General features: G+C 55.9%; 17 protein-coding genes. All 17 read left to right on the top strand.

Annotated elements, in window-relative coordinates:
* The first annotated feature begins 435 nt into the window (after positions 1-435).
* Positions 436-1176: a 30S ribosomal protein S2 gene (gene rpsB, locus KDX30_RS09550; RefSeq protein WP_027898812.1), complete on the top strand. Its 741-nt coding sequence runs from the start codon at positions 436-438 to the stop codon at positions 1174-1176.
* A 190-nt stretch (positions 1177-1366) separates the two neighbouring features.
* Complete coding sequence (tsf, locus tag KDX30_RS09545; protein WP_027898811.1) at positions 1367-2236, top strand: translation elongation factor Ts; 870 nt, start codon at positions 1367-1369, stop codon at positions 2234-2236.
* A gap of 207 nt (positions 2237-2443) precedes the next feature.
* Positions 2444-3187: a UMP kinase gene (pyrH, locus tag KDX30_RS09540; protein WP_027898810.1), complete on the top strand. Its 744-nt coding sequence runs from the start codon at positions 2444-2446 to the stop codon at positions 3185-3187.
* Positions 3184-3741 carry a ribosome recycling factor gene (gene frr, locus KDX30_RS09535; RefSeq protein WP_231675612.1) on the top strand — a complete coding sequence of 186 codons (558 nt, stop codon included), beginning with the start codon at positions 3184-3186 and terminating at the stop codon, positions 3739-3741. Before pyrH ends, frr begins: the two co-directional genes overlap by 4 nt.
* A gap of 16 nt (positions 3742-3757) precedes the next feature.
* Positions 3758-4513, top strand: a complete 756-nt coding sequence (gene uppS, locus KDX30_RS09530) for a polyprenyl diphosphate synthase (RefSeq protein WP_027898808.1) — start codon at positions 3758-3760, stop codon at positions 4511-4513.
* Positions 4513-5328: a phosphatidate cytidylyltransferase gene (locus KDX30_RS09525; protein WP_231675611.1), complete on the top strand. Its 816-nt coding sequence runs from the start codon at positions 4513-4515 to the stop codon at positions 5326-5328. The genes uppS and KDX30_RS09525 overlap by 1 nt, the downstream gene beginning before the upstream one ends.
* Entirely contained in the window at positions 5325-6515 is a 1191-nt protein-coding gene (gene ispC / locus KDX30_RS09520; protein WP_231675610.1) for a 1-deoxy-D-xylulose-5-phosphate reductoisomerase, read from the top strand. The genes KDX30_RS09525 and ispC overlap by 4 nt, the downstream gene beginning before the upstream one ends.
* 60 nt (positions 6516-6575) lie before the next feature.
* Positions 6576-7928: a sigma E protease regulator RseP gene (gene rseP / locus KDX30_RS09515; RefSeq protein ID WP_231675609.1), complete on the top strand. Its 1353-nt coding sequence runs from the start codon at positions 6576-6578 to the stop codon at positions 7926-7928.
* A 79-nt stretch (positions 7929-8007) separates the two neighbouring features.
* On the top strand, positions 8008-10380 hold the full coding sequence (gene bamA, locus KDX30_RS09510; RefSeq protein ID WP_231675608.1) for an outer membrane protein assembly factor BamA: 2373 nt from the start codon (positions 8008-8010) through the stop codon (positions 10378-10380).
* 45 nt (positions 10381-10425) lie between these two features.
* Positions 10426-10929: an OmpH family outer membrane protein gene (locus KDX30_RS09505; RefSeq protein ID WP_027898803.1), complete on the top strand. Its 504-nt coding sequence runs from the start codon at positions 10426-10428 to the stop codon at positions 10927-10929.
* A gap of 3 nt (positions 10930-10932) precedes the next feature.
* Positions 10933-11988 (top strand): UDP-3-O-(3-hydroxymyristoyl)glucosamine N-acyltransferase, encoded by a 1056-nt coding sequence (gene lpxD / locus KDX30_RS09500; protein WP_231675607.1) that lies wholly within the window; start codon positions 10933-10935, stop codon positions 11986-11988.
* Positions 11989-12099: 111 nt separating this feature from the next.
* A complete protein-coding gene (gene fabZ, locus KDX30_RS09495; protein WP_027898801.1) occupies positions 12100-12540 on the top strand; it encodes a 3-hydroxyacyl-ACP dehydratase FabZ in 441 nt (146 codons plus the stop codon).
* Complete coding sequence (lpxA, locus tag KDX30_RS09490; RefSeq protein ID WP_027898800.1) at positions 12537-13313, top strand: acyl-ACP--UDP-N-acetylglucosamine O-acyltransferase; 777 nt, start codon at positions 12537-12539, stop codon at positions 13311-13313. The genes fabZ and lpxA overlap by 4 nt, the downstream gene beginning before the upstream one ends.
* A gap of 2 nt (positions 13314-13315) precedes the next feature.
* Complete coding sequence (gene lpxB / locus KDX30_RS09485; RefSeq protein WP_231675606.1) at positions 13316-14455, top strand: lipid-A-disaccharide synthase; 1140 nt, start codon at positions 13316-13318, stop codon at positions 14453-14455.
* 11 nt (positions 14456-14466) lie between these two features.
* Positions 14467-15117, top strand: a complete 651-nt coding sequence (rnhB, locus tag KDX30_RS09480) for a ribonuclease HII (RefSeq protein ID WP_122395892.1) — start codon at positions 14467-14469, stop codon at positions 15115-15117.
* A 74-nt stretch (positions 15118-15191) separates the two neighbouring features.
* Positions 15192-18713: a DNA polymerase III subunit alpha gene (gene dnaE, locus KDX30_RS09475; protein WP_231675605.1), complete on the top strand. Its 3522-nt coding sequence runs from the start codon at positions 15192-15194 to the stop codon at positions 18711-18713.
* Between the two features lie 113 nt (positions 18714-18826).
* Positions 18827-19774 carry an acetyl-CoA carboxylase carboxyltransferase subunit alpha gene (locus tag KDX30_RS09470; protein WP_099269927.1) on the top strand — a complete coding sequence of 316 codons (948 nt, stop codon included), beginning with the start codon at positions 18827-18829 and terminating at the stop codon, positions 19772-19774.
* Positions 19775-19933: the final 159 nt, after the last annotated feature.

Raw genomic sequence — 19933 nt, 5'->3', positions numbered from 1 at the left:
GTTAGCCGCACCGGGCCATGGATGGCCCATTGCGGCGGCCCACGGTTCAGGATCTGCGGGCGGGTACACCGAGCGACAGCGAGGTGCCGAGTGGTGGGGCAAGAGCGTTTTGCTTACTTTTGCGCTTTCAAAAGTGAGGCGCTGTAAAAGCGCAACCAATAGAAGTCGTTAACGCGGAAACGGATATACACACAAAAATCACCTCCCTATTACCGCTGCCTCCGAGAAGGCAATAAAAGCATCGTGCAACCTGCACGTAATTGGGTTTCCGTTATCCGGACTTCTATGGTATAAAATGCGCCGCTTTCCGGGGTAAGCCCCGCAAGCACTAACCCACACACGTGTCGACACGATGACCTGGGTGCCTTCGGCTCGAAGCCGCTGGTTGGTCATTGGGATACGTGGAGGCCTAACCCGACTTATCAAGGAACTATCATGTCCCAAGTCAACATGCGCGATATGCTGAAGGCCGGTGTGCACTTCGGTCACCAGACCCGTTACTGGAACCCGAAAATGGGTAAATACATTTTCGGCGCGCGTAACAAGATTCACATTATCAACCTTGAAAAAACCCTGCCTATGTTCAACGAAGCTCTGTCTTTCGTTGAGAAGCTGGCTTCGGGCAAAAACAAGATTCTGTTCGTCGGCACCAAGCGTTCCGCTGGCAAGATCGTTGCTGAAGAAGCAGCACGTTGCGGTTCGCCGTACGTCGATCACCGCTGGTTGGGCGGCATGCTGACCAACTTCAAAACCATCCGTCAGTCCATCAAGCGTCTGCGTGACCTTGAAATCCAGGCTGAAGACGGTACTTTCGCCAAGCTGACCAAGAAAGAGGCGCTGATGCGCACTCGCGATCTGGAAAAGCTGGATCGTAGCCTGGGTGGTATCAAGGACATGGGCGGTCTGCCAGACGCACTGTTCGTTATCGACGTTGATCACGAGCGCATCGCGATCACCGAAGCCAACAAGCTGGGCATCCCGGTTATCGGCGTAGTCGATACCAACAGCAGCCCGGAAGGCGTTGACTACATCATCCCAGGCAACGATGACGCAATCCGCGCTATCCAGCTGTACATGGGTTCGATGGCTGATGCTGTAATCCGCGGTCGCAACAACGTTGCTGGCGGCACCGACGTTTTCGTCGAAGAAGCTCCAGCAGCTGCAGTTGAAGGCTGAGTAATTAACGCCTAGCGTTTACTCAGTACGCAAAAAGGGGGCTTGGCCCCCTTTTTGCCACCTCGAGAACCATGTGTTGGCGTTGTCATGACTTTCTTGTCATGTGCGGCATGCCACCATGGGTTTCAAGAATTTGAACGCCCGTTCAGGCGGGTGGAATGGTTAAAGACCTGTCCAAGAGGATTTTGAAATGGCAGAGATTACTGCAGCGTTGGTTAAAGAACTGCGCGAGCGCACCGGCGAAGGCATGATGGATTGCAAAAAGGCCTTGACCAAGGCTGGCGGCGACATCGAAAAAGCCATTGATGACATGCGTGCTTCGGGCGCTATCAAGGCTGCCAAGAAAGCAGGCAACGTCGCTGCTGAAGGTGCTATCGCTGTCAAGGTTGCTGAAGATGGCAAGCGCGCTACCATCATCGAAGTCAACTCCCAGACCGACTTCCTGGCCCTGCAAGACGACTTCAAGAACTTCGTCACCAGCAGCCTGGAAAAAGCGTTCGCTGACAAACTGACCGACGCAGCTCCGCTGATCGAAGCTCAGGAAGTCGAGCGTACTGCTCTGGTTGCCAAAGTTGGCGAGAACGTGAACATCCGTCGTCTGGCGAGCATCGAAGGTGACGTGGTCAACGCTTACCTGCACGGCAACAAGATTGGTGTTGTCGTTGTCCTGAAAGGCGGCGACGCTGAACTGGCCAAAGACATCGCTATGCACGTAGCGGCCAGCAACCCTGAGTTCCTGCTGCCTTCGGAAGTTTCTGCCGAAGCGATCGAGCGCGAGAAGGGCGTCTTCCTGCAACTGAACGAAGACAAGATCAAAGGCAAGCCAGCCGAAATCGTTGAGAAAATGGTTGCCGGTCGTATCACCAAGTTCCTGGCTGAAGCCAGCCTTGTTGAGCAGGCTTTCGTCAAGAATCCGGAAGTCAAGGTTGGCGAGCTGGCCAAGAAAGCCGGTGCTGAAATCGTTTCCTTCACCTACTTCAAAGTGGGCGAAGGCATCGACAAGCCAGTCGACAACTTCGCTGAAGAAGTCGCTGCGCAAGTAGCTGCAAGCAAGAAGTAAGACGGTTCACTGACTGTCGTACCCAAGAGGCTGCCCGCTTACGCGCGCAGCCTCTTTGTCAAAAAGGAAAAGGTGTTTGTTTTCCTTGGAGAAGTGGCTTACAAGGCTGCATTCTTCTGACGCTGTCGCAGCGTCAAGCTAGAGTTAGCGCAGGCTTAAAGTGCCCGCACAGATTTTTTTCAGAAAACGCCGCAGGAGAGATTCGCAATGGCTCAGCAGGGCAGTGGTTATCAGGCTCGCTATAAACGCATTCTACTCAAGCTTAGCGGCGAGGCCCTGATGGGCTCCGAAGAGTTCGGAATCGATCCAAAAGTACTGGATCGCATGGCGCTTGAAGTCGGCCAGCTTGTTGGCATAGGTGTCCAGGTCGGACTGGTTATCGGCGGTGGCAACCTGTTCCGTGGTGCCGCACTCAGTGCTGCTGGAATGGACCGTGTCACGGGCGATCACATGGGCATGCTGGCCACTGTGATGAATGCCCTGGCAATGCGTGATGCGCTGGAGCGCGCCAACATTTCTGCCATCGTGATGTCTGCCATTTCGATGGTTGGTGTGACCGATCATTACGATCGCCGCAAAGCCATGCGTCACCTGAGTTCAAAAGAAGTCGTGATTTTCGCGGCAGGTACTGGCAATCCGTTCTTCACCACCGATTCGGCTGCTTGCTTGCGGGCCATCGAAATCGACGCTGACGTTGTCCTCAAGGCAACCAAGGTGGATGGTGTGTACACCGCAGACCCATTCAAAGACCCGCATGCAGAGAAGTTCGATCATCTGACTTACGATGAAGTGCTGGATCGCAAGCTGGGCGTGATGGATCTGACGGCAATCTGTCTGTGCCGCGATCACAAGATGCCACTCCGTGTTTTTAATATGAACAAGCCCGGCGCCCTGCTGAACATCGTACATGGCGGCGCTGAAGGAACCCTGATCGAGGAAGGCGCACAATGATCAACGAAATCAAGAAAGACGCTCAAGAGCGCATGCAGAAATCCCTGGAATCCTTGAGCCATGCATTTGGCCAGATTCGTACCGGCAAGGCTCACCCAAGTATTCTGGGCAGTGTGATGGTGCCTTACTACGGCGCTGATACCCCTTTGAGTGGCGTTGCCAACGTGACTGTCAAAGACTCCCGCACCCTGCAGGTTGTTGCCTTTGAGCGCAACATGCTGGCGGCTGTCGACAAGGCAATCCAGAGCGCTGGTTTGAACCTTAATCCGACCAACCTCGGTGAGTTGCTGCTGATTTCCATGCCGGCGCTGACCGAAGAGACTCGTAAGGGCTTCACCAAGCAGGCCCGCAGTGCGGCTGAAGATGCTCGTGTCGCGGTGCGTAATATCCGCCGTGATGCATTGAGTGATCTGAAGAAACTGGTCAAGGACAAAGAAATCAGCGAAGACGAAGAGCGTCGTGCCGCTGCAGATATCCAGAAACTGACCGACAAGGCAGAGGCTGACATCGATTCGGCCACCAAGGCAAAAGAAGCAGACCTGATGGCCGTATAAGGTTCGGGGCGCTTTCATGGAAAAGACAAAATCGACCGCGCCGTCATCGGTGCCGCGTCATGTCGCGATCATCATGGATGGTAATAACCGCTGGGCGAAGAAGCGCCTGTTGCCCGGTGTTGCCGGGCATAAAGCGGGCGTGGATGCGGTTCGCGCGGTCATTGAGGTGTGTGCTGAGGCCAAGGTCGAGGTGCTCACACTTTTTGCGTTTTCCAGTGAAAACTGGCAGCGGCCAGCCGAAGAAGTCGGGGCGTTGATGGAGCTTTTTTTCACGGCCTTACGCCGTGAAACCAAGCGCCTGAACGAAAACGAGATCAGTTTGCGCATCATTGGTGATCGATCCCGTTTTCATCCCGAGCTTCAAGCGGCCATGCGAGAAGCTGAAAACCGCACTGCCGGAAACGATCGGTTTGTCCTGCAGATCGCCGCCAACTATGGTGGTCAGTGGGACATTGCCCAGGCTGCACAGCGACTCGCGCGCGAAGTGCAGGCAGGGCATCTGCGTCCGGATGACATTACGCCTGAATTGCTGCAAACCTGTCTGGCGACCGGTGATTTGCCGTTGCCGGATTTGTGTATTCGTACGGGTGGCGAACACCGCATCAGTAACTTCCTGCTTTGGCAGCTTGCGTATGCCGAGCTGTACTTCTCCGACCTGTTCTGGCCGGACTTCAAACACGATGCCATGCGCGCTGCGCTGGCCGATTTCGCTTCGCGTCAGCGTCGCTTCGGTAAAACGAGCGAGCAGATCGAAGCTGGAGCCCGGGTTTAATGCTCAAACAACGGATTATCACTGCACTTATTCTGCTGCCGATTGCGCTTTGCGGATTTTTCCTGCTTTCCGGGGCCAGCTTCGCTCTGTTCATCGGCGTGGTGGTAACCCTTGGTGCTTGGGAATGGGCGCGTCTCGCTGGTTTCCCCGCTCAGTCAGCGCGCATCGCTTATGCCGCAGCTGTGGCGGCGCTATCGTTTCTTCTCTATCTCATGCCGGGGCTTGCTCCCTGGATTCTGATAGCGGCGGTTATATGGTGGGCGCTGGCAACCTGGCTGGTACTGACCTACCCGGAATCCAGTCGGCACTGGTCCAGTGCGATCTGCAAGCTGGCTATCGGTCTGGTGATCCTGCTGCCTGCATGGCAGGGGTTGGTACTGATCAAGCAATGGCCGCTGGGTAACTGGTTGATTCTGTCGGTCATGGTGCTGGTCTGGGGGGCGGATATAGGTGCCTATTTCTCTGGCAAGGCTTTTGGCAAGCGCAAGCTGGCGCCGAAAGTCAGCCCGGGTAAAAGCTGGGAGGGAGTGTACGGTGGTTTGCTGACCTGCTTGCTGATCACTGTCGTTGTCGGTGTTGTTCGCGACTGGTCCGCTTCACAGTTCGTGTTTGGCTTGCTGGGTGCCGCGATTGTCGTGTTCATTTCTGTGGTGGGTGATCTGACTGAAAGCATGTTCAAGCGCCAGTCAGGTATCAAGGACAGCAGCAATCTGCTGCCTGGCCATGGCGGAGTGCTTGATCGTATCGACAGTCTGACGGCTGCTATTCCGGTTTTTGCAGTGCTGCTGTGGGCTGCTGATTGGGGCGTGCTGTGAGTCGTCCTCAACAGGTTACCGTTTTAGGCGCTACCGGCTCGGTCGGTTTGAGTACGCTGGACGTCATTGCTCGTCATCCTGATCTCTATCAGGTATTTGCGTTGACTGGCTTTACCCGGCAGCGCGAGTTGTTGGCACTGTGCATCAAGCACACGCCGCGCTTTGCTGTGCTGCCGACCCAGGAGTCTGCGCGCAAATTGCAGGACGATCTGGCCGCAGCAGGTCTTGATACCCGAGTGCTGGTAGGGGAGAGGGGGCTTTGTGAAGTTGCCGCCCACCCGCAGGTTGATACCGTGCTGGCCGCGATTGTCGGAGCTGCTGGACTGCGGCCTACCTTGGCGGCTGTCGAGGCAGGCAAGAAAATTCTGCTGGCGAACAAGGAAGCGCTGGTCATGTCCGGCGCGCTGTTCATGCAGGCGGTTCGTCAAAGTGGCGCGGTTCTGCTGCCTATCGATAGCGAACACAACGCGATTTTCCAGTGTCTGCCGCTTGATTACGCGCGCGGGCTGGCGCCGGTGGGTGTGCGACGCATTTTGCTGACTGCGTCGGGCGGTCCGTTTCGCGAGACACCGTTGAGCGAATTGAACGATGTATCTCCTGAGCAAGCCTGCGCTCATCCCAACTGGTCGATGGGGCGCAAGATTTCAGTGGACTCTGCCAGCATGATCAACAAAGGTCTCGAGCTTATTGAGGCTTGCTGGCTATTCGATGCACGGCCGGATCAGATTGAAGTGGTGATTCATCCGCAGAGCGTCATTCATTCGATGGTCGACTATGTGGATGGGTCGGTGCTTGCCCAATTGGGCAATCCGGACATGCGTACGCCGATTGCTCATGCGCTGGCCTGGCCGCAGCGTATTGATTCGGGTGTGGCACCTCTGGATCTGTTCAGCATCGCACGTCTGGACTTTCAGGCACCTGACGAACAGCGCTTCCCGTGTCTGCGTCTGGCGCGGCAAGCTGCCGAGGCTGGCAACAGCGCCCCGGCCACGCTGAACGCAGTAAACGAAGTAGCTGTAGCTGCATTTCTCGATCGGCGCATCCGTTATCCGGAAATCGCGGGTATGATCGACGATGTTTTGAATCTTGAACCCGTTGTGCCGCTTCCTGATCTGGAAGCTGTATTCAGTGCGGATTCAAAAGCGCGCGTTCTGGCCGAGCAATGGCTCAGTCGCAACGGGCGTTAATCGCAGACGCTAGACGGTACTGGCTCGGGGCTTGACCCAGACGGTACCCGGAGAAAGTTGATGAGCGCGCTCTATATGATTGTCGGCACCCTGATTGCGCTGGGTGTGCTGGTTACCTTTCACGAATACGGCCACTTCTGGGTCGCACGGCGTTGTGGCGTCAAGGTTTTACGCTTTTCGGTCGGCTTCGGCACTCCACTGGTTCGTTGGCATGACCGGCAGGGCACCGAATTCGTAATCGCAGCCATCCCGTTGGGTGGCTACGTAAAAATGCTCGATGAGCGTGAAGGTGACGTTCCTCCCGAGCTGGCTGATCAGTCGTTCAATCGCAAGTCGGTTTATCAGCGCATTGCCATCGTCAGCGCTGGCCCGATTGCGAACTTTCTTCTGGCAATTGTTTTTTTCTGGATCCTGGCCATGCTGGGCACCCAGCAGGTACGCCCGGTTATCGGTGCAGTCGAGGCTGGCAGTATTGCGCAACAGGCAGGGCTGAGTGCCGGTCAGGAAATTGTTTCTGTTGATGGCGAGGCGACTGCAGGCTGGTCAGCTGTGAATCTGCAGCTGGTGCGCCGGCTGGGTGAAAGCGGTACGGTCGCTCTCAAAGTGCGCGAGCCTGACGCGACGGTCGATACCGCTCACAGTCTGGCGCTGGATAACTGGCTGAAGGGGGCTGAAGAGCCTGACCCGATCAAGTCGCTGGGCATTCGTCCATGGCGTCCGGCACTGCCGCCGGTTCTGGCCGAGCTGGATCCGAAAGGTCCTGCTCAGGCAGCTGGGCTGAAAACCGGTGACAGGCTGGTTGCTCTGGATGGTCGTCCGGTAGAAGAGTGGCAGCAAGTGGTTGATTGGGTGCGCGAGCGCCCTGATGCGAAAATTTCCCTGCGTGTTGAGCGTGAAGGTGCACAACTTGATGTGCCGCTGACACTCGCGGCACGGGGTGAAGGCGAGGCTTCGAGCGGTTATCTGGGGGCTGGCGTCAAAGGTATCGACTGGCCTCCGGAGATGCTGCGCGAAGTCAGTTATGGTCCCCTGGCCGCTGTGGCCGTGGGCGCCAGCCGTACGTGGACCATGAGCGTATTGACGCTCGATTCACTCAGGAAAATGTTGTTCGGCGAGCTCTCGGTAAAAAACTTGAGTGGACCGATAACCATTGCTAAAGTGGCGGGCGCTTCGGCCCAGTCGGGCATAGGTGATTTCCTGAATTTCCTCGCTTATCTGAGCATAAGCCTGGGAGTCTTGAATTTGCTGCCTATTCCAGTGCTGGACGGGGGACATTTGTTGTTCTATCTGATTGAGTGGGCACGTGGTCGCCCCCTTTCAGAAAGGGTTCAAGGTTGGGGGATTCAGATTGGTATCAGTCTGGTGGTGGGCGTCATGTTGCTCGCACTGGTCAACGATCTGGGTCGACTGTAAAGCTTAGCTTTGCTGAGTTGCGAATCTGCCGCATTTTGCGGCAGTTTGTTTATTGCCAGTTGGAATAAGAAAGGACTTCATGAAACGTCTGCTGCTAACTGCGGTTCTTGCCGTACTGATGATTGCCGAAGTTCACGCCGAGTCCTTCACTATCTCCGATATCCGTGTCAATGGCCTGCAGCGGGTATCCGCGGGCAGTGTATTTGGTGCGTTGCCGCTGAACGTTGGCGAGCAAGCGGATGATGGTCGTCTGGTGGATGCCACTCGCGCACTGTTTAAAACCGGATTCTTCCAGGATATCCAGTTGGGTCGTGATGGCAATGTGCTGGTTATTACCGTCGTCGAGCGTCCATCTGTCGCGAGTATCGAAATCGAAGGCAACAAGGCCATCTCCACTGAAGACCTGATGAAGGGTCTGAAACAGTCGGGTCTGGCTGAAGGCGAAATCTTCCAGCGGGCAACTCTTGAAGGTGTGCGTAACGAACTGCAGCGCCAGTATGTTGCTCAGGGCCGCTATTCGGCGGAAGTTGCGACTGAGGTCGTTGCTCAGCCACGCAACCGGGTTGGCCTGAAGATCAACATCAATGAAGGCACGGTCGCGTCCATCCAGCACATCAACGTGGTGGGTAACAGTGTCTTCCCTGATGAAGACCTGATCGACCTGTTCGAACTCAAGACCACCAACTGGCTTTCTTTCTTCAAGAACGACGACAAGTACGCCCGGGAAAAACTTTCCGGCGACCTCGAGCGTCTGCGTTCCTACTACCTCGATCGCGGCTATATCAACATGGATATCGCCTCGACTCAGGTTTCGATCACGCCTGACAAGAAAAACGTTTTCATCACGGTCAATGTCAACGAAGGCCAGAAGTACAGCGTCAAGTCGGTCAAGTTGAGCGGTGACCTCAAGGTTCCGGAAGATCAGGTCAAGTCCTTGCTGCTGGTCAAGCCAGGTCAGGTGTTCTCGCGCAAGGTCATGACCACGACTTCCGAACTGATCACCCGCCGTCTGGGTAACGAAGGCTATACCTTCGCGAACGTCAACGGCGTGCCGACACCTAACGACGAAGATCATACTGTCGACATCACTTTCGTGGTTGATCCAGGCAAGCGTGCTTATGTAAACCGCATCAACTTCCGTGGTAACACCAAGTCTGCCGACGAAGTGCTGCGCCGTGAAATGCGTCAGATGGAAGGCGGCTGGGCTTCGACCTACCTGATCGACCAGTCCAAGACTCGTCTGGACCGTCTGGGCTTCTTTAAAGAAGTGAACGTCGAGACACCTGCCGTACCGGGTACTGACGATCAGGTTGACGTCAACTATGCGGTAGAAGAGCAGGCATCCGGTTCGATCACCGCCAGCGTTGGCTTCGCACAGAGCGCAGGTTTGATCCTCGGTGGTTCGATCAGTCAGAACAACTTCCTCGGTACCGGTAACAAGGTCAGCATCGGCCTGACGCGCAGCGAATACCAGAGCCGTTACAACTTCAGCTACGTCGATCCGTACTGGACCGCTGATGGTGTGAGCCTGGGTTACAACGCGTTCTACCGAACCACCGACTACGATGACCTCGATGTCGATGTTGCAAGCTATGCGGTAGATAGCCTGGGTGCTGGTATCAGCATGGGCTACCCGATCAACGAGACCTCTCGTCTGACTTACGGTCTGACGGTTCAGCAGGACGAAATCAAGACCGGTACCTACACCGTCGACGAAATCTTCGACTTCGTGGACAAGGAAGGCGACAAGTACCTGAACTTCAAGGGCTCGATCGGCTGGTCCGAATCCACCCTGAACAAAGGTGTGCTGGCGACTCGCGGTCACTCGCAAAGCCTGACACTGGAAACCACGTTGCCGGGTAGCGACCTGTCGTTCTACAAACTGGACTATCGCGCTCAGTACTTCCATCCGATCACCGACAACTACACCTTGCGTCTGCACACGGAACTGGGTTACGGCGACGGCTACGGTTCGACTTCAGGTCTGCCGTTCTATGAAAACTACTATGCCGGTGGCTTCAACTCGGTTCGTGGTTTCAAGGACAGCACTCTTGGCCCGCGCAGTACGCCTAGCAGTGGTACTCGTCCAGGGACTCGAGTTGACCCGGATCAGGATCCGCTTCCGTTCGGTGGCAACATTCTGGTTCAAGGTGGGGTAGAGGTTATGTTCCCTCTGCCGTTCATCAAGGATCAACGTTCCCTGCGTACCTCTCTGTTCTGGGACGTAGGTAACGTGTTTGACTCGAACTGCGACTCCAATCGCACCCGTAATGGTCAGAAGGTTGAATGCAACGACGTTGACTTTTCCGGTATGGCCAGCTCCGTTGGTGTAGGCGTGACGTGGGTTACCGCGCTCGGTCCATTGAGCTTCGCTTTGGCGATGCCGATCAAGAAACCGGATGACGATTCTGAAACCCAGGTTTTCCAATTTTCCCTTGGTCAGACTTTCTAAGCGTCTGACTTTAGATAACGACAGCGAATTCTGTAGGAGTACATCGTGCGTAAGTTGACTCAATTGGTACTGTTGGCAACCGTTCTCGCAGCAGGCCCGGCTTTTGCCGACATGAAAATTGCCGTTCTGAACTATCAGATGGCTTTGCTGGAATCTGATGCGGCCAAGAAATATGCCGTTGATGCAGAGAAGAAGTTCGGTCCGCAACTGACCAAGCTGAAAACTCTGGAAAGCAGCGCGAAGGGCATTCAGGATCGTCTGGTGAGCGGTGGCGACAAAATGGCCCAGCCTGAGCGCGAGCGTCTTGAGCTTGAATTCAAGCAGAAAGCCCGTGACTTCCAGTTCCAGTCCAAGGAACTGAACGAAGCCAAGGCCGTTGCTGACCGTGAAATGCTCAAGCAACTGAAGCCAAAACTGGATCAGGCTGTTGAAGAAGTGATCAAGAAAGGTGCATTTGATCTGGTCTTCGAGCGCGGTGCAGTGATTGACGTCAAGCCACAGTATGACGTTACTCGCCAGGTCATCGAGCGCATGAACCAGCTGAAGTAACCTATGACCGCGACTATCAAACTCGGTCAATTGGCCGAGTTCCTCGGGGCCACGCTACGTGGCGCCGAGGATAAAGAAATTACCGGGCTGGCCACTTTGCAAGAGGCCGGTCCAGGTCAGGTCAGTTTCCTGGCAAATCCGCAATACCGTAAATTCCTCGTTGATACTCAAGCCTCGGCATTGCTCTTGAAGCCTGCCGATGCTGATTCGTATGCTGGCGATGCGTTGCTTGTGCCGGATCCCTATCTGGCCTACGCACGTATTTCCCATCTGTTCGATCCGAAGCCGAAGGCTGTCGCCGGAGTTCATCCGACGGCAGTCATCGCTGATGATGCGCAGATTGATCCTGCTGCGAGCATCGGCGCGTTTGCTGTGGTTGAGAGCGGGGCGCGTATTGCTGCTGGCGTTACCGTGGGGGCTCAGTGTTTCATTGGTGCCCGTTGCGAAATCGGCGAAGGCGGTTGGCTCGCTCCACGAGTTACGCTCTATCACGATGTACGCATCGGCAAGCGTGTGGTCATTCAGTCAGGTGCTGTCCTGGGAGGCGAGGGTTTCGGTTTCGCCAACGAGAAGGGTATCTGGCAGAAGATTGCCCAGATTGGCGGTGTACTGATCGGTGATGATGTGGAAATTGGCGTAAATACCGCCATTGACCGCGGTGCATTGGCCGATACCCGAATTGGCAATGGTGTGAAGCTGGATAACCAGATTCAGATCGCTCACAACGTGCAGATCGGTGATCACACTGCCATGGCCGCTTGTGTGGGTATCTCCGGCAGTACCAAAATCGGCAAGCACTGCATGCTGGCCGGTGGCGTTGGGCTGGTAGGCCATATCGACATTTGTGACGGTGTTTTCATCACCGGCATGACGATGGTGACCCACTCCATTACCGAGCCGGGTTCTTATTCGTCTGGTACGGCGATGCAGCCTGCGGGCGAATGGCGCAAAAGCGCTGCACGTATTCGCAAGCTCGACGACATGGCACGTCGACTGCAAAAGCTGGAAAAGATTGTTGAGGGAGTGACCTCAGGCGTTAATGCTTCATCAGATGGCTGATACTTTTTTCATATCAAGCGTGCACTGCCGATAAATTGCTTCCTTGATTTGCAGAGGAGTGCAGCGCAATTGCCGCGCACTCCCAATCTTGACTACAGGCTTCCCCTCGAAATGATGGACATCAACGAAATTCGTGAATACCTGCCGCACCGCTACCCGTTCCTGTTGGTAGACCGCGTAGTGGAGCTCGATGTCGAGAGCAAAAGTATTCGCGCTTATAAAAACGTCAGCATCAATGAGCCGTTCTTCAACGGCCATTTTCCGGCGCATCCAATCATGCCGGGTGTATTGATCATTGAGGCAATGGCTCAGGCTGCCGGTATCCTTGGTTTCAAAATGCTGGGCGCCAAGCCTGCCGATGGCACGCTGTATTATTTCGTGGGATCGGACAAATTGCGTTTCCGCCAGCCAGTGCTGCCGGGCGACCAGTTGATTCTTGAAGCGAAGTTCCTCAGCTGCAAGCGTCAGATCTGGAAGTTTGAGTGCAGCGCCTCGGTGGATGGCAAGCCTGTTTGCTCCGCAGAAATCATCTGTGCGGAACGTAAACTATGAGTTTAATTGACCCTCGCGCAATCATCGATCCGACAGCCATTCTGGCTGACAATGTGGAGGTCGGCCCTTGGTCGATCATCGGAGCTGGTGTGGAAATTGGCGAGGGTACAGTGGTTGGGCCTCACGTGATTTTGCGTGGCCCGACCCGGATCGGTAAGCACAATCGCATTTACCAGTTTTCATCGGTTGGCGAGGACACGCCCGATCTCAAGTACAAAGGTGAAGAGACGCGTCTGGTCATTGGCGATCACAACGTGATTCGCGAGGGCGTGACGATTCATCGCGGCACCATCCAGGACCGTGCTGAAACGACGATTGGCGACCACAACCTGATCATGGCCTATGCACACATCGGTCATGACAGTGTTATCGGCAATAACTGCATTCTGGTCAACAACACTGCGTTGGCGGGTCATGTGCACGTTGCGGATTGGGCGATCCTTTCCGGTTTCACCCTTGTCCATCAGTACTGCCACATTGGCGCCCATAGTTTTTCCGGCATGGGTACCGCCATTGGCAAGGACGTTCCTGCGTTTGTTACCGTATTTGGTAACCCTGCCGAAGCCCGGAGCATGAACTTCGAGGGCATGCGTCGTCGCGGCTTCAGTGAAGAGGCTATTCACGCGTTGCGCCGCGCCTACAAAGTAGTTTATCGCCAGGGGCTGACGGTTGATCAGGCCATCGCCGAGCTGGCTGAGCCTGCTGCCCTGTTTCCGGAGGTTGCGGTGTTCCTTGAGTCCATCCAGACTTCGACCCGCGGCATCACCCGCTAATCATGTCCAGCGTATTGCGTGTCGCTTTAGTCGCTGGCGAGGCGTCCGGGGACATTCTCGGATCCGGTCTTATGCGTGCCATCAAGGCGCGCCATCCTCAGGTTGAGTTCATCGGAGTAGGCGGCCCGCTGATGGAAGCCGAAGGTATGGCCTCCTATTTCCCGATGGAACGTCTTTCGGTCATGGGGCTGGTTGAGGTGTTGGGTCGTTTGCGCGAGTTGTTGGCTAAACGCAAGGCGCTGATTCAGACCCTCATCGATCAAAAGCCAGATGTTTTTATTGGCATCGATGCACCGGATTTCACCCTCAATATCGAGCTTCAACTGCGTCGTGCCGGCATCAATACGGTGCACTACGTCAGCCCGTCGGTGTGGGCGTGGCGGCAGAAGCGCGTCCTCAAGATTCGCGAAGGCTGCGATCTGATGCTGACGTTGCTGCCCTTCGAGGCACGCTTCTATGAAGAAAAAGGCGTGCCGGTCAAGTTTGTCGGGCATCCGTTGGCTGACACTATCCCGCTGCAGGCGGATCAAGCTGCTGCTCGTGCCGAACTAGGGTTTGGTGATGGTCCGGTTATTGCGTTGATGCCTGGAAGTCGTGGTGGTGAAGTCGGGCGTCTGGGCAGTTTGTTCTTCGACGCTGCCGAGCGTCTGCTGGCGGTGCGCCCCGAGGTGAGATTTGTCTTGCCGTGCGCGAGCCCCCAGCGTCGCCTGCAGATCGAGCAATTGTTGCAGGGTCGCGATTTACCGGTGTCGTTGCTCGACGGTCGCTCTCATGTAGCGCTGGCCGCCTGCGATGCGGTATTGATTGCGTCGGGCACGGCGACTCTGGAAGCACTGCTGTACAAGCGCCCCATGGTGGTTGCCTATCGCATGGCGCCGCTTACTTTTTGGATACTCAAGCGTCTGGTGAAAAGCCCCTACGTCTCGCTACCCAATCTTCTCGCTCAGCGCCTGTTGGTGCCTGAGCTGTTGCAGGATGAAGCCACTCCTGATGCGTTGGTGCAGCAATTGCTGCCGCTTCTGGATGATGGTCTGGTGCAGACTGCGGGTTTTGACGAAATACACCGGACCTTGCGTCGCGATGCATCCAATCAGGCCGCCGAAGCGGTGTTGAACCTGATTGGTCATTCGCCTTCACTGTGAGTTCGCGTTCAATGCAAATGGGTCTGGATTTCAATCTGGTAGAAGAACTGGTTGCCGGCGTTGATGAGGTGGGTCGCGGTCCGCTTTGTGGTGCTGTGGTGACTGCCGCGGTTATTCTCGATCCGCGTCGCCCGATTCTGGGGCTTAACGATTCGAAGAAGCTGACAGAGGCCAGGCGCGAATTGCTGTTTGATGAAATTTGCGAGAAAGCACTGTCCTGGCATATTGCCCGGGCAGAAGTCGAAGAAATCGATGAGTTGAACATTCTGCATGCCACCATGCTGGCCATGAAGCGTGCTGTTGAAGGCCTGATGATTACGCCGAAACTGGCTTTGATTGACGGTAATCGTTGCCCGCAGTTGTCGGTGCCCAGTGCGCCGGTGGTTCAGGGCGACTCCAAGGTTCCGGCGATCGCCGCTGCGTCTATTCTGGCCAAGGTCAGCCGTGACCGTGAGATGGCTGCCATGGAACTCAAGTATCCCGGTTACGGGATCGGCGGGCACAAGGGTTATCCAACACCTGTGCATCTCGAAGCTCTTGCGCGTCTCGGACCGACGCCGATTCACAGGCGCTCTTTCGGGCCGGTGCGTGCTGCTTATGCTGCGCGGGATGCAATGATCCAGTCGACGATGTCTTCATCGTCGATTTTCCCATTGAACTGACAGTGGGCTGATGTTTTGCCAAAGGCCCGGTACAATCCGGGCCTTCGTTTTTGTTCTAGCGCTATAGGATCTCCATGCCGGCTTCTTTCGTTCATCTACGCCTGCACACCGAATATTCGCTGGTCGATGGCCTGGTACGGGTCAAACCGCTGGTCAAAACCCTCGCAGCCATGAATATGCCTGCCGTTGCGGTGACTGATCAGAACAACCTGTGCTCGCTGGTCAAGTTCTACAAGGCGGCAATGGGCGCGGGGATCAAGCCTATCTGCGGTGCAGACCTGTGGCTGTCGAACAAGGACGAAGATGCCGCGTTGAGTCGCATCAGCCTGCTGGTCATGAATGCCAAGGGCTACCGCAATCTGACTGAACTGATTTCCCGTGGCTTCATTGATGGTCAGCGCAACGGCCAGATCATCATTGAGCGCGAGTGGGTGGCCGAAGCCAACGAAGGCCTGATCGCGCTGTCAGCGGCGAAAGAGGGCGAGATCGGTATGGCGTTGCTGGGTAATAACCCCTCAGATGCCGATCAGCTGTTGAGCGAATGGATGGCGGTATTTCCTGATCGTTTCTATGTCGAAGTGCAGCGCACCAATCGCCCCAATGACGAAGAGCATCTGCACGCCGCGGTAGCCCTGGCCGACCGCCACGGTGCGCCGCTGGTGGCGACCAACGATGTGCGATTCATCAAGCAGGAAGATTTCGAAGCGCATGAAACCCGTGTCTGCATCGGTGAAGGGCGTGCGCTGGATGACCCGCGTCGTTCGCACAATTACAGCGACCAGCAGTACCTGAAAAGCGCCGAGGAAATGGCCGAGCTGTTCAGCGATCTGCCTGAAGCGCTGGAAAACTCGGTGGAAATCGCCAAGCGCTGCAACATCGATGTGAAGCTGGGTACTCACTTCCTGCCTGACTACCCGATTCCTGATGGCATGACCATCGACGAGTATTTCCGCAAGGTTTCGTTTGAAGGGCTTGAAGAGCGCCTCGCGGTACTTTGGCCTAAAGAGACGACGCCGGACTATGAAGCCAAGCGTCAGGTGTATGTCGACCGGTTGAATTTCGAGCTGGATATCATTATCCAGATGGGCTTTCCCGGCTACTTCCTGATCGTTATGGACTTTATTCAGTGGGCCAAGAGCAACGGCGTACCGGTAGGTCCCGGCCGGGGATCGGGTGCCGGGTCGCTGGTGGCCTATGTGCAGAAGATTACCGACCTTGATCCTCTCGAATATGACCTGCTGTTCGAACGCTTCCTGAATCCGGAGCGGGTATCCATGCCTGACTTCGACGTCGACTTCTGCATGGATGGCCGGGACCGCGTGATTGATTACGTGGCCGAGAAGTATGGCCGTAATGCTGTAAGCCAGATCATCACCTTCGGTTCCATGGCCGCCAAGGCGGTGGTGCGGGACGTGGCGCGGGTCCAGGGCAAGTCTTACGGCCTGGCTGATCGCCTCTCGAAGATGATCCCGTTCGAAGTCGGCATGACCCTTGAGAAAGCCTACGAGCAAGAGGAAATCCTGCGGGACTTCCTCAAGGTCGATGAAGAAGCTGCCGAAATCTGGGAGATGGCGCGCAAGCTCGAAGGCATTGTGCGTAACGTCGGCAAGCACGCCGGTGGTGTGGTTATCGCACCGACCAAACTGACTGACTTCTCGGCCATTTACTGCGATGAAGAGGGCAGTGGTCTGGTGACGCAGTTCGACAAGGACGACGTCGAGGCGGCGGGGCTGGTGAAGTTCGACTTCCTCGGTCTGCGGACCCTGACCATCATCGACTGGGCGCTGAAAACGATTAACCGTGACCGTGCCAAGGTCAACGAAGAGCCGCTGGATATCGCCTTCATTCCGCTGGATGACGCGCCGACTTATCAGTTGCTGCAGAAGGCTGAAACGACAGCGGTGTTCCAGCTTGAGTCGCGCGGCATGAAGGAACTGATCAAAAAGCTCAAGCCCGACTGCCTGGAAGATTTGATCGCACTGGTGGCCCTGTTCCGTCCGGGGCCCCTGCAATCGGGCATGGTGGACGACTTCATCAACCGTAAGCACGGTCGCGCTGAACTGTCGTATCCGCACGTCGATTATCAATACGAAGGGCTCAAACCTGTTCTGGCGCCGACTTACGGCATCATTCTTTATCAAGAACAGGTAATGCAGATCGCCCAGGTCATGGCCGGTTATACCCTCGGCGGTGCGGACATGCTGCGACGGGCCATGGGTAAGAAAAAACCCGAAGAAATGGCCAAGCAGCGCGGCGGCTTCATTGAGGGTTGCAAGACCAACAATATCGACCCGGATCTGGCCGGTAACATTTTCGACCTGGTGGAAAAATTCGCCGGTTATGGCTTCAACAAATCTCACTCGGCTGCCTATGGCCTAGTGTCGTATCAGACGGCCTGGCTGAAAGCCCATTACCCGGCGCCGTTCATGGCCGCGGTGCTGTCGGCGGATATGCACAACACCGACAAGGTCGTGACCTTGATCGAAGAAGTGCGGATCATGAAGCTTCGCCTGGATGCGCCGGATGTGAACGCGTCCGAATACAAGTTCACGGTAAGTGAAGACGGCCGCATCATTTACGGCCTTGGCGCGATCAAGGGGGTGGGTGAAGGCCCGGTTGAAGCGATTACCGAAGCCCGTGAAGACGGACCGTTCAAGGATCTGTTCGATTTCTGCGCCCGTGTCGACCTCAAACGAGTCAATAAGCGGACCCTGGATGGTCTGATTCGCAGTGGTGCACTTGATCGTCTCGGTCCTTACTTTGAAACCGAACCCAAAGCGTACCAGGCCAATATCGACCGCAACCGCGCAGTGTTGCTGGCCTCCCTGGTAGAAGCGATTCAGGCCGCCGAGCAGACTGCACGCAGTCATGACAGCGGTCACTCGGACCTGTTCGGCGGGTTGTTCGTCGAAGAAGATACCGATGTGTACGCCAATCATCGCAAGGCCAAGGAAGGTAGCCTCAAGGACCGTTTGCGCGGCGAGAAGGAAACCCTTGGGCTGTACCTGACCGGTCACCCGATTGACGAATATGAAGGCGAGATTCGCCGTTTTGCACGGCAACGAATCATCGACCTCAAGCCGGCGCGTGACACTCAGACCGTCGCAGGTCTGATCATCGCGTTGCGGGTCATGAAGAACAAGAAGGGCGACAAGATGGGGTTTATCACCCTTGACGACCGCTCTGGACGAATAGAAGCTTCGCTTTTTGCCGAAGCGTTTCATTCGGCGCAGGCATTGCTGCAGACCGACGCGATGGTGGTGGTCGAGGGTGAGGTCAGCAACGACGATTTCTCTGGTGGTCTTCGCTTGCGTGCCAAGCGCGTGATGAGCATCGAAGATGCGCGTACAAATCTGGCAGAAAGCTTGCGTCTGACTGTGCGTGCCGAAGCGCTGAAAGGCGACCGGCTGCGCTGGCTTGGCGATTTGTGCAAGCGCCATCGCGGTGCGTGCCCGATTACTCTGGATTACACCGGGCTGGATGCCAAGGCCTTGCTGCAGTTCGGCGAAGCGTGGCGAATTGATCCCGCAGACAGCTTGATTCAAGCTCTGCGTGACCAGTTCGGACGTGAGAACGTCTTCCTGCAGTATCGCTGAAAGCATCAGCCCAGAATTTTTTAAACTCGACCTGAATGCGCCTGTTCCCGTAAGGTAAGGCGCTAACGGATCAACCGGCCGGCCTCTTGGCCGTCGACCCAAGACGGATGCCTATGAACCCGAATTTTCTTGATTTCGAACAGCCGATCGCTGACCTGCAAGCCAAGATTGAAGAATTGCGCCTGGTAGGTAATGACAACTCGCTGAATATTGGCGATGAGATCTCGCGACTGCAAGACAAGAGCAACACGCTGACCGAAAGCATTTTCGGCAACCTGACCAGTTGGCAGATTGCACGCATGGCGCGTCACCCGCGTCGTCCGTACACTCTGGACTACATTCAGCACATCTTCACCGAGTTCGACGAGCTGCATGGCGACCGTCACTTCTCCGACGATGCCGCGATTGTCGGTGGGGTTGCCCGTCTGGAAGGTCAGCCGGTTATGGTCATTGGCCATCAGAAAGGCCGTGAAGTGCGTGAGAAGGTTCGTCGTAACTTCGGTATGCCGCGTCCTGAGGGCTATCGCAAGGCCTGTCGTCTGATGGAAATGGCCGAGCGTTTCAAGATGCCGATCCTGACCTTCATCGACACACCGGGCGCATACCCGGGTATCGATGCCGAAGAGCGTAACCAGAGCGAAGCAATTGCCTGGAACCTGCGCGTCATGGCGCGTCTGAAAACGCCGATCATCGCCACTGTTATTGGTGAGGGTGGTTCTGGCGGTGCATTGGCAATCGGTGTCTGCGATCAGTTGAACATGCTCCAGTACTCCACCTACGCAGTTATCTCTCCGGAAGGCTGTGCGTCGATTCTGTGGAAAACCGCGGAAAAGGCACCGGACGCTGCTGAAGCCATGGGCATTACGGCTGATCGCCTGAAAGGCCTCGGTATTGTTGATAAAGTCATCTCCGAGCCTCTGGGCGGTGCGCATCGCGACCCGGCCGCTGCTGCACTGGCAATTCGTCAGGAATTGAGCAGCCAGTTGGCAATGCTCAAGAAGTTCGATAACGATGCGCTGCTGGCTCGTCGTTATGATCGTTTGATGAGTTACGGTCTCTGATTTAGAGGCGACGCTTCAATCGCGTTCTTGTGGGAGCGAATTTATTCGCGAAGGCATTCAGTAAGACGGTGAAGATGTTTTGGCTGTACGGGCCTCTTCGCGAATGAATTCGCTCCCACGCAGACTGTGTGAAAACGTAACGAGCGACGGCAAGACAAG

The organism is Pseudomonas quasicaspiana (assembly GCF_021147825.1).
Classification (GTDB): Bacteria; Pseudomonadota; Gammaproteobacteria; order Pseudomonadales; family Pseudomonadaceae; genus Aquipseudomonas; species Aquipseudomonas quasicaspiana.
The sequence above is the reverse complement of the archived record's forward strand: the minus strand, read 5'-3'. Positions and strand labels throughout refer to the sequence as shown.

Excerpts from the sequence above, each read along its gene's own strand:
- pyrH (WP_027898810.1), top strand. The coding sequence starts at position 2,444 with ATGGCTCAGCAGGGCAGTGGTTATCAGGCTCGCTATAAACGCATTCTA.
- rnhB (WP_122395892.1), top strand. The coding sequence starts at position 14,467 with ATGCAAATGGGTCTGGATTTCAATCTGGTAGAAGAACTGGTTGCCGGC.
- lpxD (WP_231675607.1), top strand. The coding sequence starts at position 10,933 with ATGACCGCGACTATCAAACTCGGTCAATTGGCCGAGTTCCTCGGGGCC.
- uppS (WP_027898808.1), top strand. The coding sequence starts at position 3,758 with ATGGAAAAGACAAAATCGACCGCGCCGTCATCGGTGCCGCGTCATGTC.
- frr (WP_231675612.1), top strand. The coding sequence starts at position 3,184 with ATGATCAACGAAATCAAGAAAGACGCTCAAGAGCGCATGCAGAAATCC.
- fabZ (WP_027898801.1), top strand. The coding sequence starts at position 12,100 with ATGATGGACATCAACGAAATTCGTGAATACCTGCCGCACCGCTACCCG.
- dnaE (WP_231675605.1), top strand. The coding sequence starts at position 15,192 with ATGCCGGCTTCTTTCGTTCATCTACGCCTGCACACCGAATATTCGCTG.
- rseP (WP_231675609.1), top strand. The coding sequence starts at position 6,576 with ATGAGCGCGCTCTATATGATTGTCGGCACCCTGATTGCGCTGGGTGTG.
- bamA (WP_231675608.1), top strand. The coding sequence starts at position 8,008 with ATGAAACGTCTGCTGCTAACTGCGGTTCTTGCCGTACTGATGATTGCC.
- tsf (WP_027898811.1), top strand. The coding sequence starts at position 1,367 with ATGGCAGAGATTACTGCAGCGTTGGTTAAAGAACTGCGCGAGCGCACC.
- KDX30_RS09470 (WP_099269927.1), top strand. The coding sequence starts at position 18,827 with ATGAACCCGAATTTTCTTGATTTCGAACAGCCGATCGCTGACCTGCAA.
- KDX30_RS09525 (WP_231675611.1), top strand. The coding sequence starts at position 4,513 with ATGCTCAAACAACGGATTATCACTGCACTTATTCTGCTGCCGATTGCG.
- rpsB (WP_027898812.1), top strand. The coding sequence starts at position 436 with ATGTCCCAAGTCAACATGCGCGATATGCTGAAGGCCGGTGTGCACTTC.
- lpxA (WP_027898800.1), top strand. The coding sequence starts at position 12,537 with ATGAGTTTAATTGACCCTCGCGCAATCATCGATCCGACAGCCATTCTG.
- lpxB (WP_231675606.1), top strand. The coding sequence starts at position 13,316 with ATGTCCAGCGTATTGCGTGTCGCTTTAGTCGCTGGCGAGGCGTCCGGG.